This window comes from Moritella sp. F3 (assembly GCF_015082335.1).
Classification (GTDB): Bacteria; Pseudomonadota; Gammaproteobacteria; order Enterobacterales; family Moritellaceae; genus Moritella.
Window position 1 is genome coordinate 162,299 of sequence record NZ_BLRL01000008.1, and the last position, 18,256, is coordinate 180,554.

The 18,256-nt window shown below is 40.8% G+C and carries 15 protein-coding genes; 7 read left to right on the forward strand and 8 right to left on the reverse strand.

Annotated elements, in window-relative coordinates:
* The 8 genes from JFU56_RS14755 to gndA all read right to left on the reverse strand — a co-directional run.
* On the reverse strand, positions 1 to 664 hold a 664-nt coding region (locus tag JFU56_RS14755), incomplete at its 3' end, for a CHASE3 domain-containing protein (protein WP_242065968.1).
* Between the two features lie 365 nt (positions 665 to 1,029).
* On the reverse strand, positions 1,030 to 1,764 hold the full coding sequence (locus tag JFU56_RS14760; RefSeq protein WP_198438050.1) for a glutathione peroxidase: 735 nt from the start codon (positions 1,762 to 1,764) through the stop codon (positions 1,030 to 1,032).
* 410 nt (positions 1,765 to 2,174) lie between these two features.
* Positions 2,175 to 4,007 (reverse strand): glutamine--fructose-6-phosphate transaminase (isomerizing), encoded by a 1,833-nt coding sequence (glmS, locus tag JFU56_RS14765; protein ID WP_198438051.1) that lies wholly within the window; start codon positions 4,005 to 4,007, stop codon positions 2,175 to 2,177.
* Positions 4,008 to 4,511: 504 nt separating this feature from the next.
* Complete coding sequence (locus tag JFU56_RS14770; protein WP_198438052.1) at positions 4,512 to 6,578, reverse strand: alkyl/aryl-sulfatase; 2,067 nt, start codon at positions 6,576 to 6,578, stop codon at positions 4,512 to 4,514.
* Positions 6,579 to 6,815: 237 nt separating this feature from the next.
* Positions 6,816 to 7,658, reverse strand: coding sequence for a LysR family transcriptional regulator (locus tag JFU56_RS14775; RefSeq protein WP_198438053.1), 843 nt, complete (start codon positions 7,656 to 7,658; stop codon positions 6,816 to 6,818).
* A 34-nt stretch (positions 7,659 to 7,692) separates the two neighbouring features.
* A complete protein-coding gene (locus JFU56_RS14780) occupies positions 7,693 to 7,995 on the reverse strand; it encodes an AzlD domain-containing protein (RefSeq protein WP_198438054.1) in 303 nt (100 codons plus the stop codon).
* The gene (locus JFU56_RS14785; protein WP_198438055.1) at positions 7,992 to 8,753 is read right to left on the reverse strand and encodes an AzlC family ABC transporter permease; all 762 of its coding nucleotides are present in this window, start codon (positions 8,751 to 8,753) and stop codon (positions 7,992 to 7,994) included. Before JFU56_RS14785 ends, JFU56_RS14780 begins: the two co-directional genes overlap by 4 nt.
* Positions 8,754 to 8,952: 199 nt before the next feature.
* Complete coding sequence (gene gndA / locus JFU56_RS14790; protein ID WP_198438056.1) at positions 8,953 to 10,455, reverse strand: NADP-dependent phosphogluconate dehydrogenase; 1,503 nt, start codon at positions 10,453 to 10,455, stop codon at positions 8,953 to 8,955.
* A gap of 470 nt (positions 10,456 to 10,925) precedes the next feature.
* Between gndA and JFU56_RS14795 the strand changes: the two genes are divergently transcribed.
* The 7 genes from JFU56_RS14795 to JFU56_RS14825 all read left to right on the forward strand — a co-directional run.
* Entirely contained in the window at positions 10,926 to 11,939 is a 1,014-nt protein-coding gene (locus tag JFU56_RS14795) for a LacI family DNA-binding transcriptional regulator (protein ID WP_198438057.1), read from the forward strand.
* Between the two features lie 85 nt (positions 11,940 to 12,024).
* Positions 12,025 to 12,537, forward strand: a complete 513-nt coding sequence (locus tag JFU56_RS14800) for a gluconokinase (protein WP_198438058.1) — start codon at positions 12,025 to 12,027, stop codon at positions 12,535 to 12,537.
* Positions 12,538 to 12,871: 334 nt separating this feature from the next.
* A complete protein-coding gene (locus JFU56_RS14805) occupies positions 12,872 to 13,888 on the forward strand; it encodes a TRAP transporter substrate-binding protein (RefSeq protein ID WP_198438059.1) in 1,017 nt (338 codons plus the stop codon).
* A 68-nt stretch (positions 13,889 to 13,956) separates the two neighbouring features.
* Complete coding sequence (locus JFU56_RS14810; protein WP_242065969.1) at positions 13,957 to 14,490, forward strand: TRAP transporter small permease subunit; 534 nt, start codon at positions 13,957 to 13,959, stop codon at positions 14,488 to 14,490.
* A gap of 1 nt (position 14,491) precedes the next feature.
* Positions 14,492 to 15,814, forward strand: coding sequence for a TRAP transporter large permease subunit (locus JFU56_RS14815; RefSeq protein ID WP_198438060.1), 1,323 nt, complete (start codon positions 14,492 to 14,494; stop codon positions 15,812 to 15,814).
* A gap of 501 nt (positions 15,815 to 16,315) precedes the next feature.
* Positions 16,316 to 17,845 (forward strand): Ig-like domain-containing protein, encoded by a 1,530-nt coding sequence (locus tag JFU56_RS14820; protein ID WP_198438061.1) that lies wholly within the window; start codon positions 16,316 to 16,318, stop codon positions 17,843 to 17,845.
* The coding region (locus JFU56_RS14825; RefSeq protein WP_242065970.1) for an Ig-like domain-containing protein at positions 17,820 to 18,256 on the forward strand (437 nt) is incomplete at its 3' end. The genes JFU56_RS14820 and JFU56_RS14825, both read left to right, overlap by 26 nt.

The window sequence follows — 18,256 nt, forward strand, 5'->3', positions numbered from 1 at the left end:
TCCCTGTTTCCATATTAACCGCCGATGCGACGATGGCTTGTGCTGTGGCGATGACTCGATAAGTGTGTTCAACTCGTTGACTTAGGGATCTTAACTCTTGAATATTCGTACTGTTTTTAGCGTTTTCTTTACGTCCTATCATTAGTGCTTGTTCGCGTTCGATGAAGGTTTGTAATTGCGTTCTAAATTTATCGAAATACAGTTTCCCTTGTGCCTGCCCGATTAAATCGGCCATATCGTCCATGTTTTCTGCGTTACCAATGTCTGCTCTTAAGGCGATGACGGGCTCAGTGACATTCTTTTGCCATTCGTCGATTGTTGTCTTAATATCTTCTATTAATGCCACTTGCGCAGGATTATCTGAGACAGTTTCAGCAAGGCTGCCGGTTAAAGTATTAAATGTCTGTTCACCATTTTTGTAAGGTGCTAAGAAATCAGCTTTACCTGCGAGTAGATAACCGCGCATACCTGTTTCCATATCAACGGCTGCAGCTTCAATATTTGATGCTTTAGCTAATACTTTATGCGTGTGGTCTACCCAGCCAAAATTACTGACAAGTGATTTAACACTGAATAGTACAACCAGAGTGACGGCCAGCATTAAAGATAGGATAAGCCCATAACTTGAATATAATTTGGTGGTGAATTTCATATTTTTAAACATAACTGTCTCCGCGGTAACGTCCTGTAAGCACTCTTATCTACATGAATTGTCGATTTAAAGTATGTATAGGTATGAAGTCTAGTAACTAAGGAGAGGTTATTGTTGTAGTTTTTTTATAAGTGGCCATTTTACTGTATATCTGTGAGCTGTGGTTGATAAATGAAATTAAACGCTAAAGTTGCCTTAGTTGATTAGTGTTTTATTTAGTTATTTTCGTGGTTTACTTAGTTGGTGATTTGCTGTCTAGTTGTGATTATTTTTTAGAGGGCTAAATAGAAAAGGAAGCGCAGAGGCTTCCTTTTGACGAATAAGGCATGTGAGTATGATTATTCGTTAGTGTAACGTTAGGATGTTACAGCAAGTTATTAAGCGAAGTGTGCGTCTAATTCTTCGCTACCACCAATGTGTTTACCACCGATGAAGATTTGTGGCACTGTGCTAAGACCTGTTACAGCACGTAGGCTTACTGTTGTAGCATCTTTGCCTAGTACTACTTCTTCATAGCTTAGGCCTTGGTCGATTAATGTTTGCTTTGCTTTAGCGCAGAATGGGCAACCAGGTTTAGAGAATACTGTAATTGATTCTTGTACCTTGTATTCTGGTGCAACATAAGCAAGCATTGTATCAGCGTCAGAAACTTTGAACGGGTCACCTGGTTCGTCAGCTTCGATGAACATTTTTGCTACCACGCCGTTTTTAACCAGCATGCTATAACGCCATGAACGCTTGCCAAAACCGATATCAGACTTGTCTACTAACATGCCCATACCTTCAGAGAATGCACCGTTACCGTCTGGGATGAAAGTAATGTTTTCAGCTTCTTGTGCGTCTTTCCAAGCATTCATTACGAACGTATCGTTTACTGATACACATAATATTTCATCAACACCATGTGCAGAGAATACGCTTGCTAGCTCGTTGTAACGTGGTAAGTGGCTTGATGAACAAGTCGGTGTGAATGCGCCTGGTAGGCTGAATACAATCACAGTTTTGTTAGCAAATAGCTCTTCTGTAGTACGATTTACCCATGCATCACCTTGACGGATTGGGAATGTAACTTGTGGAACTGCTTGGCCTTCTTTCGATACTAATGTAGTCATAATATATTCCTTAGTGCAGCTCTTAATTAAGCTACTTTTGTTTAAGTTATTCTTTATAAAAGTATTTGGTTAAGACGTTGTGTCTGCCTCGTCTTGATGTAGCTATTATGCAAAATATCACAGTATTGGTCTAATCGATTGAATCTTTCATTTCGATAGGTGTAACCTATATTGAAGCTATCGATAATGATATTTCGATTGGTTCTAGCTATTGTTAAATGATTGTTTTAACGATGGTGTAAACCTTTGCTGTTAAGCGTAGAGCCATAATGCAGGGGAATTATTGATATTGAAAGATAAGTTAATTTGATGATGTGTTTATGTGATGTTGTTATGTATGTGTAGATAAAGACAAAAAAGCCCCAGTTGATACCGAGGCTTAGCGTTATTTGTATGCTGAGTGCTTACGATTACTCTACCGTAACAGCTTTCGCTAAGTTACGTGGCTGATCGACATCAGTACCCTTAATCAGGGCTACGTGGTATGACAGCAACTGCATTGGTAGCGTATAGAAGATCGGCGCAGTTATTTCACTTACATGTGGCATAGTGATGATCTTCATGCCTTCTGATTCCACAAAACCAGCGTCTGCGTCAGCGAACACATACAGTAGGCCGCCACGTGCACGTACTTCTTCAATGTTAGATTTAAGTTTTTCTAACAATTCATTGGTCGGTGCAATCACCACAACTGGCATATCGGCATCAACTAACGCTAAAGGACCGTGTTTTAATTCACCGGCTGCGTATGCTTCTGCGTGAATATAAGAGATCTCTTTAAGCTTAAGCGCTGCTTCCATCGCGATAGGATAGAATTCCCCGCGACCTAAAAATAATGTGTGGTGCTTATCGGCAAAATCTGGTGCAAGCGCTTCGATTTCTTTATCAAATGATAATGATGTTTCGATTTGCGCTGGTAGGGCATGCAGCGCTGTTACAATTTCAGCTTCTTTTTCGGCGTTAATGACTTTTTTCTCTTTACCTAATGCAGTTACTAGCATTAATAAAGCAGATAATTGTGTCGTGAATGCTTTTGTAGAAGCAACGCCAATTTCAGTACCTGCACGCGTCATGAATGCAAAGTCTGATTCACGTACTAACGAAGAGCCAGCTACGTTACAAATAGTCATTGCCGCCATGTAGCCTCTTTCTTTAGCAAGACGTAGCGCTGCTAAAGTATCCGCTGTTTCACCTGATTGTGACAAGGTGATAAGTAGGCTGTTAGGACGTGTTACAAATTTACGGTAGCGGAATTCAGATGCAATCTCGACATCACAACTTACGCCTGCTAATGATTCAAACCAATAACGCGCAGTCATACCGGCATTGTATGATGTGCCACAGGCGATAATTTGAATGTGTTCAACTTTCGGTAAGATTTCAGCGGCGTTAACACCGATGCTTTGGGTGATCACGCTATTCGCTGACAGGCGGCCTTCCATTGTATTAGTCAGTGCTAAAGGCTGCTCAAAGATTTCTTTTTGCATGTAATGACGGAATTTTCCTTTATCTGCAGCGTCATGTTCAGCGTTTGATTCAGTTACTTCACGTGTGACTGCATTACCGTTGATATCAAATACGTTTACATCGCGGCGCGTTACTTCTGCTACATCACCTTCTTCAAGATACATAAAGCGACGAGTTACGCTAAGTAGCGCTAATTGATCGGATGCTAAGAAGTTTTCACCCACACCTAAGCCGATTACAATTGGGCTACCTGAACGAGCAACAATTAATTTACCTGGTTCTAAACGGTTAAGTACAACAGTACCGTAAGCGCCATCTAATTGCGTGGCAGTTTTTTGTACTGCATCAAGTAGGCTATCTGTTGAACGTAATTCCCATTCAACTAGGTGGGCGATAACTTCTGTGTCTGTTTGCGATTGGAATACATAACCACGTTGTTGTAGTAGCGCGCGCAATGATTCATGATTTTCAATAATACCGTTATGTACCACGGCTATATCACCAGATACATGCGGATGCGCATTTGCTTGTGATGGTTCGCCATGTGTTGCCCAGCGCGTATGTGCAATACCTGTACCGCCTACAGGCTGTTGAGTATCGACTGCAGCCGCTAATTCTTTTACCTTACCTAAGCTACGAACGCGTTGAAGGTTGTTATCTTGATCGACAATTGCCACTCCAGCCGAATCATATCCGCGGTATTCTAAGCGACGTAAACCTTCAACTAAAATTTCAGCGATATCTCTTTGCGCAACAGCACCAACAATTCCACACATGGTCTTCTCCTAGCTTTATAAATTGTATAAATGTTTAAACAAGTAAATAATCACGTGATAGTAGTGCCTATCGGTCCGTGAAGACGTGCGTCCTGATATAACTTGCTTTAATGATTTTGAAATCGAAACGTTTTTTATTAAATGATTACTTGGTTTTATTTTTGAAACGTAACTTAAATTTTTTATTAGTTACGTTTCATTAAATATAGCCTGTGATTGAAATTTATCTAGTTTCCACTGGCTATTTAGCGACTTAAGTTAGACTTAAACACAAGTAATGTTTCGATTCGGTGGTATTTTAGTTTCGTTTGTTTCGTTTGTCTATTTAAAGTTACAGTTTATGTGCGGTTACAACGTAATTAATGAAATCAACGTCGATAATGTTTCATTACGTTATGATGTAGATCCTTAATGTTAGTGTAGTTTAGGGGATGCATACATCTCAAATTCAGCAGCTAAAAAAGCCAGCAGAAGCTGGCTTGGTTATGACGCGAATACGCGTTGTTAATGTTTATGACCTGTATGGTCGGTTGTTTTTTCATATAGCTTCGCGTCTACTTCTTGGCCTTTTGCAGGGCGAGGCACAATCTCAAATACTTCATCAAACTCAACCATGGTGCTAAGCAGTTTGTTCAATACTGTTTGGTCTCCTTTTAAACCCGCGTCTTTACTTGCAAGGAGATCTTTTAATGTTGTTTTTTGCAAGATGATTTTAGTCACATCGCTACGGTTAATAAACAAGGTGGCCTCTGCTTCGAGTGCTTTATCTACTTTGATGTTATTCAAATTACCATTCGACATTTCTACATAGTAAGTATCTTCGACATCCGGCAATACTACATTTAAGGTAAATGGTGTGTGCTGTGCTTTTAGTGAATCAACTTTCACTGCCATATAATCGAGTAAGTTTTCAATCGTCATATTGGCAAGTACATCTGCAGACGCCGTTTTAGGGTTGCCTGGCATTGTTCCTACACGTAGCTCTTGCGCGCCAGTAAGATAGGTATTTCTCCAACCTGCACCTTCAGATTGGTAGCCTAGTTGTTCGTAAGAGTCAGCGAGTAGTTGACGCGCTTCGGTGTTTTCCGGTTCCACTTGCATCACTTTATTCAGTACGGTTGCAACAAAGCGGTATTCACCTTTTTCAAAGTCAGCATGTGCCTTTTTAAGAATGACTTCACTGCCACCCATGTATTCAACAAATTTGGCTGATTGTGGCTTAACTGGTAGTGGGTTCAAGTTAGCTGGATTCATATCAAAGTAGCCTAGGTACATGTTATATACGGCCCGCGAGTTATGTGAATAAGTACCGTGGTAACCATTGGTATGCCAACTTTGCTGTATGCTATCAGGCATGACGTCATAGATCTTGTCACCTAAATCTTGCATCACATAACCGTCGTTTGCTAAACGTAATGTCTGGTTATGGGTAAAGCCATAAGCATCACGTTGCATTTTTAGGTAACCTGAAATCTCTTCATTCCCCCAAATAGGTGCAGAATGTGATGCAAATAATACGTCTGTTTTAGCGCCCCAAGTCACTAACATTTCGTTGATTTTTTTCGACCATTTAAGTGAATCACGCACTTTAGCACCGCGTAATGTATACACGTTATGCATACCTTGATAAGTGAGTTCACCTGTCCACAGAGTATTGATACTTGGAATAAACGTCACCATCTCTGATGCGGCTTCGGTGCCGGATGCATCCATGAACTTCATTTCTAGGCCATCGATGACTAAGGTTTCTATTTCTTGTTCATGGTTAAGTTCATAATCCGGCAATACGTAAGTGATTTCACCTTTAGAGATGCCTTTTGCTAACGCAGCGTCGACAATACCGTGATTGTTACGGTCTAATGTTGCGCCGTATTGATAAGCGGCGCGGCGTGACATGGCATTACCGGCTAATACGTTCTCATCAACAATCTCTTTGGTTATGTTTTTTGAGCCGTATACTTTCACATTGGGGAAAGCATCTTTAATTGCACGTGAACCACCGAAGTGATCGGCATGTGAGTGTGAGTAGATCATGGCGACAATCGGCAAGTTACCTGCTTCAGGTACATTTTCTTGGAAAAACTTCAGTGATTGTGCGGCTGACTCTTTAGTTAATAACACATCGTAAACAATCCAACCGCTATCACTACGAATAAAAGAGATTGAAGAAAGGTCTGTACCACGCACTTGGTAAATTTTACCCGGTACCACTTCATATAGACCTGTTGCGGCTTGATTTAATACCGCTTGGCGCCATAACGATGGGTTTACTGAATCTGGGGCATTATCGGCATTGGCTACGTCAGAATCAATAAAGTTAAAGCTATTACGGATGATGTCACCAGTTGCTTGATCGAATGCTGCAATTAAACCACGGTTGTTATTATCAAAAGCACGCACATCGTTAAAGTTTAGTGTCTTTGCAAATTCATTATTGTATTGAATCGTTGATTTACTTGCATCTTTACCGCCTTGCTCACCAATCGTGCTGAGGTGGGCATGGTCGTGGTCGGCTGCAATTGCACCTAAAGAAATAGAAGAGATAACGATAGCTAATGTAGTTTTTTTCATAATATCACCCGTTAAGAATTACTTTATAAAGATATAAACCATTTAGAAAGCGTAGCAGATAACTGGTTGTTAACTGCTTTGTTTCGATGAGGTAATAATAAACATTGCTGGTGGATAAAAGAACGGGGGAGAGGTTATGGTTATCATAAACTGTAGTTATACTAAAATAGTCGCTGCACTTATAATAAACTCAAACGTAGTAATGGAATTGATACTAGCTAAGGAGTGGAACCAGAGCTAAAAATTGATTAATTTATTTTTTATTTTTTCTCTTAGTGTTTGATGGTCTTTATCGTTGAGATAACGTTTGTGATAAATCAAATGGAAGTCGATAGGTTTCATGATAAAAGGCGGCTCGAGGACTTTTAGTCCCAAACTATCTGCAATATGACAAAGGCCTTCGGGGATAGCTGCAATGTAATCGGAGTTTTGTACTGCTAGCATCATGTTGGCTGGACTCGATACTTGCACTCTGATGTCTCGCGCTTTCAATGCTGTTTTGGCAAAATATTCCACAGCTCGCATATTATTACGCACCAGTTTCATTGCTACATGACCCAATTGTAAGTACTGCTCCATGGTGATGCTATCTGTAACCGTTGGGTGGTCTTTGCAACACACTAATTTAAGATGTTCTTTACGCACCAGTTCAAAACAAAAACTGCTATCTTGCTGTGTGACGTTATCTATCGCAAGGTCAATTTTTCGCATTCGTAAATCGTTAAATGTACTCTCTTCGCTATCGTGAGATTCTATTAATTGAATGTCATTAATACTGCTGAGTTTGAGCAGGATGCTTTCGGGTGCGTAAACAATAAAATGTTCTTTGTTGCCCAATGCATTGTCAACAATTTCTAATACCGTCGAAACCTGAGAGTAGAAACTTTGCGCATTTGGCGTCGGGCTTAATTTACGGCCACTGCGAATGAATAGCGGGTAACCTAAATATGTTTCTAAGCGTTTAATAGAACCACTCATTGCTGGCTGGGATACATCTAACAATTCAGCCGCTTTAGTAATAGAGTTAAGCTCGTATACTTTAACAAAGGGCTTAATGAGGTTCATATCAAAATCGGTCATAACGGTTAGCCTAGGGGTTACTTAATAAAAAGTGTTAATGAACCAAGAAAAAAAGCAGCATACTTAATACTGCAGTAAGTAAGGTGTTGCGGGTCAGTAAGATCAACAATACCGCAAATACAGCTCCGATTAAATAACTGTTATCCAGATTTAGGTGTAAGGTATTATCTTGTAAAAAGACAATAGGCGCTAAAATTGCGGTCAGTACGGCGGGTGCTGAGTAGCTTAAAAACTTGACCATACCTGCACTTAGGCGCAAGGGGAGTTTAGGTTCAATGAAGATATAGCGGCTAATGAAGATGATGACAGTCATTAAAATAATCGTTAACCAGATCATAGGTCGTCTCCTGGTCTTGTTAGTGGAGTCTGGTTTGGGTGTGTTTCATTGGTTAATTTAGCTGTAAGCATACCAGCGCTCATGCCTGATAAGGCCGCGATAAGTAAACCTCCTGGAACATGAAACAATTCACAAACGACAGCCATGACTAACGAAACCAGTACGCTAACCAGAATCGACGGTGTTTTAATAGCAGGTACGACTAATGCAATAAAAGTCGCTGCAATGGCGAAGTCTAAACCGAGCTCATCTAAATTAGGTATTTGCTGACCCGCGATAATACCCACTGCAGAGGCAATGTTCCAAATGAGATAGAAACTAAAGCCACCACCAAATGCAAACCAGCGGTCGAACTTGTGTTGTTTGGTTTCACTACAGATCGCAAATAATTCGTCGGTGAGTAAGAAACCTAAGGTTAAGCGCCAGCGTAATGGCAAAGGACTCATTTGATGGCGCATTGCCATACCATATAAGAAATGACGTGAAGTAATAAGCAATGTTGTTAATAGAATACTGGTTAAGCCAATACCCGACTTTATCATGCCGACAGCAACCAATTGCGCAGCACCGGCAAATACAATAGCTGACATGGCTTGGCTTTGCAGCATATCTAATCCAGCTTCAATGGCATAAGAACCGGCTAAGATACCCCAAGGGATGACGGCGATACTTAGCGGCATTGCTGCTATAGCCCCTTTTAAGGCTGATTTAAGTTTTGATTGGGACACTTGTTCTGAGTCGGCTTGTTGATCCTGCATCGCTGAATCCTTGTGATGGCTGGGGGCTACGCTATAGCTATGCTGTAGTGATGTCGTGGTTATATTGTAGTTATATCATGGAGAGTAATAATGGAGGTAATAAAAAACCCAGCGTACTGGGTTTTTAAATTGCTACACCAATTAAAGGTATATTACTTATGATCTATGATTAATCAATTAATTAGTGTTGCGCTTTTAATTAATGCTGTGCTTTGTGCTCGCCAGTACCAAAGTGCCAATCGTAATGGAAGCTTTGGCTTGCATCTTGATCTTTACGACGGTAAGTATGGCCACCAAAGTAATCACGCATTGCTTGAATTAAGCTTGCAGATGAATCTGCTTCACGGTAACAATCATAGTAGCTCATTGCTGCGCTGATTGAAGGCATTGGCATACCTTGCATGATCGCTTTCGCTAACACTTCACGCCACGCCATTTGGCTTTCAGCTAGTGTATTAGTGAAACGTTCCGCTAACATTAGGTTCAATAGCTCAGGTTCAGCTTGGTATGCTTTCGAGATATCATCTAAGAAGTGAGCACGGATCACGCAACCGGCACGCCATATTTTTGCAATTGCAACGTAATCTAAAGTCCAGTTATGCTCTTTTTCTGCTGCAGTCATCAATTCAAAACCTTGCGCGTAGCTACAGATTTTTGAACAATATAATGCATCAGATAATTTTTCTAACCATACGTTACGGTCTTCGATAGAAACGGCAGGGCCTGCAAGTTTCGTCGCGCCAACCTGACGGATAGATTTTTGTGTGCTTAGGCAACGTGCAAATACAGATTCTGCAATCGCGTTTGCTGGTACGCCAAGCTCTAATGCTTCACGTGCAGTCCAGTTACCAGTCCCTTTTTGGCCTGCTTGATCCATGATTACATCAACCATAGGTTTACCAGTTGCTTCATCGACAACCTTCAGGATGTTACCTGTGATCTCGATAAGGTAGCTTTGTAGCTTGCCTTTATTCCATTCACTGAATACTTCACCGACTTCAACAGCAGACATACCTAAGATTTGACGCATAAATTGCACAACTTCTGCAATCATTTGCATATCAGCGTATTCGATACCGTTGTGTACCATCTTAACAAAGTGACCAGAACCGATAGGACCAATGTATTCTGCACAAGGCTCGCCTTCAGGTAATGGCTGGTCTACTTGTGTACGTGCAATTTCAACGCCTGTTACAGGATCTACTTTTGCTGACATTGCTTGCCACATAGGTTTTAACCATTCCCATGCTGCTCTGTCGCCACTTGGCATAAGTGATGGACCGAAGCGAGCACCCACTTCACCACCAGAAATAGCACAAGTGAAGAAGTTAAATTTGCCAGCATACGAATCTGCACGGGCAATAGAGTCACGCCATTGGCTGTTACCAGTATCAACAACGATGTCGCTTGCTTCTAAACCTGCTGCAATTAAGTCGTTACAAATGATATCAACAACAGGGCCTGCTGGAACAGAAAGCACGATACGACGTGGCGTATCTAATTGTTGAATGAGTTCAGCAAGATCAGCAACGGCAATTAATTTTGCTGCTGTTAATGGTTGATGACGCTTAACGATGTCTGTACGACGCGCTTCGTTAATGTCAAAAGCGGCAACTGAGAAACCACGTTCTGCTAAGTTTAATGCCATGTTGGCACCCATTACGCCTAAACCTATTACTGCAATATCAATATTATTGTTCATCTGTTCCTCTGTGCTTTGGCAAGTCATGAAGGTGAGAATTGGCTAATGCCTGATTGTTTAAGGCATGATATAGAAAGTAGCAAAAGATACAATGTTAACGCTATCGTTATTTGTCTTTTTCATCTAAATCATACTTTTTTCATAAACTAATTTTAAATCATTAAACTTGATATGGTTAATCAGCATTGTCTTATGAGATCTATCTCACACTATCATAGTTTGTTTAAATTTAAGATTGGTTCTTTCCTGCTCAACTATATAAATATGGCTAAAATTATTAATATATTTATACAGACGTCTTTGTGAATATTTATATATACATAGCTGTAACATTAAAGATTTAATGCATTAGCAAATGTGTTAATAATCATACGTTTTTGCTAATTTAAAGTTAATTAAAAAGTTTATTTACCCTTAATTTTAGATAGGTATAATGTGTTAAGTATTTTATAACTAAGGATATTAGGCGTATGAGTTCCAACAGTCGCAAGTCTGGTCGAGTGACCTTGCAAGATGTTGCAAATAAAGTGGGCGTTACGAAAATCACAGTCTCTAGGGCGATTCGTACACCTGAGAAAGTATCGGAATCATTACGCTTAACTATCCATAAAGCAATAGATCAAATGGGCTATATCCCTAACCGTGCAGCGAGCATGTTAAGTGCTAAGCAAAGTAAAACGGTTGTATTGATTGTACCTTCGCTCTCTAACGGTGTATTTGCTGATGTTGTACGCGGTATTAATGATGTGATGTTAGGGCAAGGATTTCAGATCTTATTAGGCCATTCTGGTTACTCTCTATTAGAAGAAGAGCGCTTAATCGAAACCTATTTACAGTTTGGTATTGATGGCATCATTATTTCAGGCACACACCACACAGAACGCAGTAACCGCTTATTACGTAAATCCAACTTGCCAGTTGTCGAGATCATGGAATGTAATGATAACGCCATTGATATGTCTGTTGGCTTAGACCACGCCCAAGCGGGTTATAAGATGACCGAGCACCTCATTGGTAAAGGTTATAAAAACATTGGTTTTGCTGGTGCGCGCATGGATTTACGTGCGCAATTGCGTTTAGACGGTTGGCGTAAAGCAATTTGGGAAACTGAATTGAGTGATGAACGCGTAGTAACGAGTAACTATTCATCGAATTATCAAATGGGCGCAGATATGTTGACAGAGATATTAGGTGAATGGCCTGATACTGATTGTATCTTCTTCTGTAATGATGATTTAGCAGCAGGTGCTTTGTTTGAATGCCAACGTCGTAATCTGAAAGTACCGAAGGATATTGCCATTGTTGGTTTTAATGATCTTGATATCTGCTCAGCAACAAATCCTAAATTAACGTCAGTGTCTATTCCGCGTTTCGATATCGGTGAACAAGCGGCAACGATGTTACTTAAAAAAATTAATGATGAACCAATTGAAAATAAGCATTTAGATCTCGGTTTTATTATTTCTGAACGTGGAAGTACTTAAGCTCTGCTGATAATACTTGTTTTTTTTCGTGTTAACGGTAACATTGCATCTAGTTAATTTAGAGCAATGTTAAGAAGTAGATAATATGAAAGGTAGGAGTATTATTGTCATGGGCGTTTCAGGTAGCGGAAAGTCCACGATAGGATTAAAAATTGCACAGCAACTTGGCGTTAAATTTATTGACGGTGATGATCTGCATCCGAAAGCTAACATTTTAAAAATGGCCGCGAGCCAGCCTTTAAATGATGCAGACCGTGAACCTTGGTTAGAGCGTATCCGCGATGCGTGTTTTAGTATTGAACAGAAGAATGAAACCGGCGTTATTGTTTGCTCGGCATTACGCAAAGATTATCGTGATCAAATACGAGATGGTAATAAAGCCATCACTTTTATCTATTTAGACGGTAGTTTTGATTTAATTTTAACACGTATGAAAGCAAGAGCAGGGCACTTCTTTAGCGGTGATGATATGTTACGAAGTCAATTTAATACGTTGGAATTACCTTTACAAGATGAAGATGACGTACTTTCTATACCTATTAATGGTACAATCGATGACATCGTAACACTCAGTATCGAAGCTTTAAATCAGGATTAATCTGACGCTATTGAGCTGATGTTCGATTAAATTTATAAAACACCAGTGTATTTATAAATTATAATAATGGTCATATTTTAATCAAAATATGACCGTTTTTTTTATCTAAAAAATCAACTTTCAAATGAAATAGATAAGTTGTACATATGTAATAATAGTGACTTTAAAGTTGAAGTTATTCGACAATTTTATGTGAAAATGTGATATTACCCCTAGAGTTTAACTGTTTTGGAGAGTAAGATTGCCCCAACAGTTACCGGTAACATGGCGATTGGCATATAAAGCTAACATAACAATCATTATCGGGTTATAAGAAACAAGGATACCGCTACTAATGAAAACGATTTCTAAAACAATTATTGCAGCGTCAGTTGCAACATTAATGAGTGCATCAGCATTCGCTGCTGAATTTAATTTCAAATTCCAATCTTCTGATCCATCAGGTGAAAAGAATTTCCAAGTGCAACAAGCATGGGCTGACCAGTTAGAAAAAGATACTGACGGCCGAATTGATGTAACTATGCTACCTGTAGGTGCTGTAATTAAGCACACAGAAACTCTGGATGGTATTAAATTTGGTGTTTTACAAGGTCACATTACGGCAACAGGTTTCTTTGCTGGTAAAGATCCTGCATTTGGCTTGATGGGTAACACTGTTGGCGCTTGGTCTGAACCGGAACAATTATTAGATTACATGTATAACGGCGGCGGTAACGAGCTAATGCGTGAAATCTACAAGCCATACGGTATCTACTATATTGGCGCATCAGCAACAGGTCTTGAAGCGTTTGTTTCTAAAGTGCCGCTAAACGGTGTTGCAGATCTTAAAGGTCTTAAGTTGCGTGCCCCTGAAGGTCTAGTACAGCAAGTATTTGCTGCCGCGGGCGCTTCACCAGTTAACTTACCAGGTTCTGAAGTATTTACTGGTCTAAGCAAAGGCGTTATTGATGCTGCTGATTACACCGTATTCTCAACGAACCATAAAGCGGGTCTAAATGATGTAGCACCGCATCCTGTATATCCTGGCTTCCATTCTTTACCTGCAATTGAAGTATCAATCAGTGCTAAATCGTGGAACAAACTACCAGCTGATTTACAAAAAATTATGCAAGATTCAGTTAAAACGTTTGCTTACACTATGGTTGATACCTTGAAAAAAGCAGATGCAGAAGCTGTAGCAGAAGCCATTGCAGATCCAAAAATCACAGTGCATGACTGGCCAGCAGCAGAGCGTAAGAAATTCCGTACTATTGCTCGCAGCCAATGGGAAGTTTACGCAAAACGTTCTCCAAACGCACAAAAAGTATATGACTCTGTAACTGCACATTTAAAAGCGAAGAACTTACTGTAATTTAAGTAAGTGTTATACCTGAAGGCTGCGTAGCAGCCTTTTTTTCCACTTAGAAGATGAAAAAATCGATGAGTAATCCAGAAGAACTGCAACCAAGAAACCGTCTCGATGCGGGTATTATATGGGCTGGCAATGCAATCAGTGTGTTGTTTCTGTTTACGGTATTAATATCGTTTTATGAAGTACTGATGCGTTACGTATTTAATGCGCCGACGATTTGGGTTCATGAAACAGCATCCTTTATTGGCGGCACATTATTTGTACTTGGTGGCGCTTATGGATTAGCGACAGACAAACACGTACGTGTTGTCCTTATTTACGATCATGTATCTGAACGTACAAAACAATACTTAAATGTATTCCACCATATTATGGGTTTGTTGTTCACTGTATTGCTTTCTTTTGCTGCATGGACAATGACTGAAGGTGCTTGGTATGCACCTTGGGGCGAGATGCGCTTAGAAACATCGGGCTCTGCTTGGGACCCTGCATATCCTGCGCTACTTAAAGCGTTAATTTTTGGTACTCTGTGTTTAATGTCTGTGCAATTTGTGTTGCACCTGATTCAAGAAATCCACGGCTTAGTTAAGAAGAATAAATAATATGTTTGATCTTTCATCTATCGGTATTGGTTACGGCAGTTTGTTAATGCTTGTGCTTATGATTGGCCTGTTATTAACAGGTATGCAATTAGCATTTGTAACGGGCTTAGTCGCTGTTATTTTCACATTTGGTTGGTTTGGTCCAGAAGTTTTACCGCTGATCACCAGTCGAATTTATAGTTTTGTTAGTGGGTACGTTTTCTTAGCCGTGCCTATGTTTGTATTGATGGCCGCCTTGCTTGACCGTTCTGGTATTGCGCGTGACTTATTCGATGCAATGAAAAAAGTAGCGCGTAACATTCGTGGTGGCGTTGCGGTTCAAACATTATTAGTAGCTGTATTACTTGCATCTATGTCAGGTGTGATTGGTGGCGAAACGGTACTGCTTGGTATTCTTGCATTACCACAAATGCTGCGTCTGGGTTACGACCGTAAACTGGCGATTGGTACAACTTGTGCTGGTGGTGCCCTGGGTACTATGTTACCGCCAAGTATCGTATTAATTATTTATGGCCTTACGGCAAGTGTTTCAATTGGCGATCTGTTTAAAGCCTCATTCTTACCCGCTGCAATACTCGCGTTATTGTATATTGTGTATGTATTGGTTCGCTGTTATTTAAACCCGTCATTAGCGCCATTGCCAACAGCTGAAGAGTTAGCGGAAGACGAAGCAAAAGACATTAACTTTAAGAAAGCGTTATTATTCCCAATGCTGTCTGTTGGTGTTGTACTGGGTAGTATCTACAGCGGTATTGCGTCAATTACAGAAGCATCGGCATTAGGTGTTGTAGGTATCGCGATTAGTGCTGCTATTCGTGGTGAACTTAACTGGAACATGCTGAAAGAAAGTTCAATTGCGACATTGCGTACTTGTGGCATGATCATCTGGATTGGTATTGGTGCGAGCGCATTAGTAGGTGTCTATAACCTAATGGGCGGTATTGATTTCGTCAGTGACGGTATTCTAGCCATGAGTGGCGGTAGCCCAATGGGGACTATCTTAATCATGATGGCCGTGCTGTTTGTATTGGGTATGTTCCTTGATTGGGTTGGTGTTGCATTATTAACAATGCCTATCTTTGTGCCGATTGTTGTTGGTTTAGGCTTTGACCCAATTTGGTTTGGTGTGGTGTTCTGTATGAATATGCAGGTTTCCTTCTTATCACCGCCATTTGGCCCAGCTGCTTTCTACCTTAAATCGGTAGCACCAAAAGATATTAGTCTAGGTGAGATCTTCAGTGCACTTGTCCCATTTATTTGCTTGCAAGTTGTCGCGTTAGCCTTGCTTATCATCTTCCCTGAGTTAGCTTTATGGTGGAAATAACCAATTTGGGATAGGTGACCAATACGACATTTTGTTACATTAGTAGCTAAAAACCCATCGTTAGAAATAACTGTGGGTTTTTTTTATTTAAAGTTTAAGCTTAAATTCAAATTAGCGCTAAAGTATTGGCGTTTTATTTTTATTAATAACAAAGGCTTAGTGTTTATTTTTATTTTGTTTTTATGTCTCTTGTCTTTAATTCACCTTGTAGGCAATTGTTAAATGTAAATACTAAATCAATACAATGGTTTATGTTTTATTAAATATGTATAATAAAAGCGCAGTTAAAACTAATGCTTTGTATGCCTTTTCTGTTGTTGTTATTGGCCGTGGGTGTCAGTGTTAATTAAATGTGCTAGTAGTAGGTATAATTACTACTATTATTAGATGATTAAGTGTTGGTTAGTATGAAGATTCTAGATAAGTAATCAGAGTATAAACCGACAATCACGCAGGGCTTTACCTGAGCCATGGAATTAAGATAGTTAAAAGGACTTACACATGATCACATTTGTCATCCCACAGCACGCACAAGTTATATCTGTTAACGGTAAAGCGGAACATATACTTGAGCAGGATAGTCAATCTCTAGAAAGCGGTTATGAAATCGCTGCGGGTGACAAAATTGAGATAACATCTGGTGCCCAGGTGGTATTGAAATATGCAGATGGTTCAGAAGTGATCATTGATGAGCATTTTAAAGCAACAGATAATGCTGACACGTCTGATGTAGCGATGGATGTGTTAGATGAAATTACCGAAGATAGTGACCAATCTATATCGGAAAAACCGCAAGTTAGCGATGATGTTTTAGCCGAAATTAGTGCCATTCAAGACTTAATCCTTTCTGATGAAGAATTTATTGACCCTGTTAGTACTGCTGCCGGTAGTGCTAGCGATGGTGGCCGTTCGTCAGCGATCTCTGTTGCGCGTACTGGCGATGAAACTCTGGCTCACGCTGAATTTGAAACTAAAACCTTTACGCAGAGTGGGCAAAATAAAGTATTTGTTGATACGAGTATGACGGATGCGCTTGGGTCAGTTGATACGAGCATTGTAACGCCAACAGCTGACATCAATGCGGGCTCAGATAGCGCAATCGATGATGACGACATTACGAACATTAATACGCCAACGATTGATGGTACGGGCGAGATAGGTTCAACGGTTGTTATTACCAATGCTGCCGGCGTTGAAGTGGGTACGGCAGTTGTTGATACTGATGGTAACTATTCGATTACCACTGCTGAATTAGCTGATGGCACACAAGACTTAACTATCACCACGACGGATGTTGCGGGTAACTCTGCTGCGACGACGCAAGCTATTACAGTTGATACCAGCATTGTGACGCCAACGGCGGACATCAATGCGGGCTCAGATAGCGCGATTGATAATGACGATATTACCTCTGACAGTACGCCAACTATTGATGGTACGGGTGAGATAGGTTCAACGGTTGTTATTACCAATGCTGCCGGCGTTGAAATGGGTACGGCAGTTGTTGATACTGATGGTAACTATTCGATTACCACTGCTGAATTAGCTGATGGCACACAAGACTTAACGATCACCACTACAGATGTTGCTGGAAACTCAGCCTCTGTTACGCAAGCTATTACGGTTGATACCGACATTGTGACGCCAACGGCGGACATCAACGCGGGCTCAGATAGCGCGATTGATAATGACGATATTACCTCTGACAATACGCCAACCATTGATGGTACGGGTGAGATCGGTTCAACGGTTGTTATCACCAATGCGGCAGGCGTTGAAGTGGGCACAGCAGTTGTTGATACAGACGGTAACTATTCGATTACCACAGCTGAATTAGCTGATGGCACACAAGACTTAACGGTCACCACGACAGATACGGCTGGTAACTCAGCCTCTGTTACGCAAGCTATACAGGTTGATACGACTGCTTCAACGGTCACGATGGCGGATGTGGCAGACCACTCTGCGGATACCACGCCAACAATCACGGGTACTGTGGACAGCGATGCTGTCAGTAAGCGTGGTGATTAAAGATGTTAATGGTCAAACTGTAGAAACGGTTGCCGCGACACTCGATGGCCAGGGCGGTTGGAGTGTGGATGCGTCGGCATTAGCAGACGGTAACTACACTGCCGTTGCAACAGCGACGGATGATGCGGGTAATACTTCGACAGCGACAGAAAATGGTTTTGAAATTGATACCACTGCGTCAACGGTCACGATGGCGGATGTGGCAGACCACTCTGCGGATACCACGCCAACAATCACGGGTACAGTGGACAGCGATGCTGTCAGCGTAAGCGTTGATATCAAAGACTCATTCGGTAATACAGTCGAAACAGTTGCAGCGACCTTAGACGGTAACGGTGGTTGGAGTGTGGATGCGGCTGCATTAGCAGACGGTAACTACACAGCCGTTGCAACAGCAACGGATGATGCGGG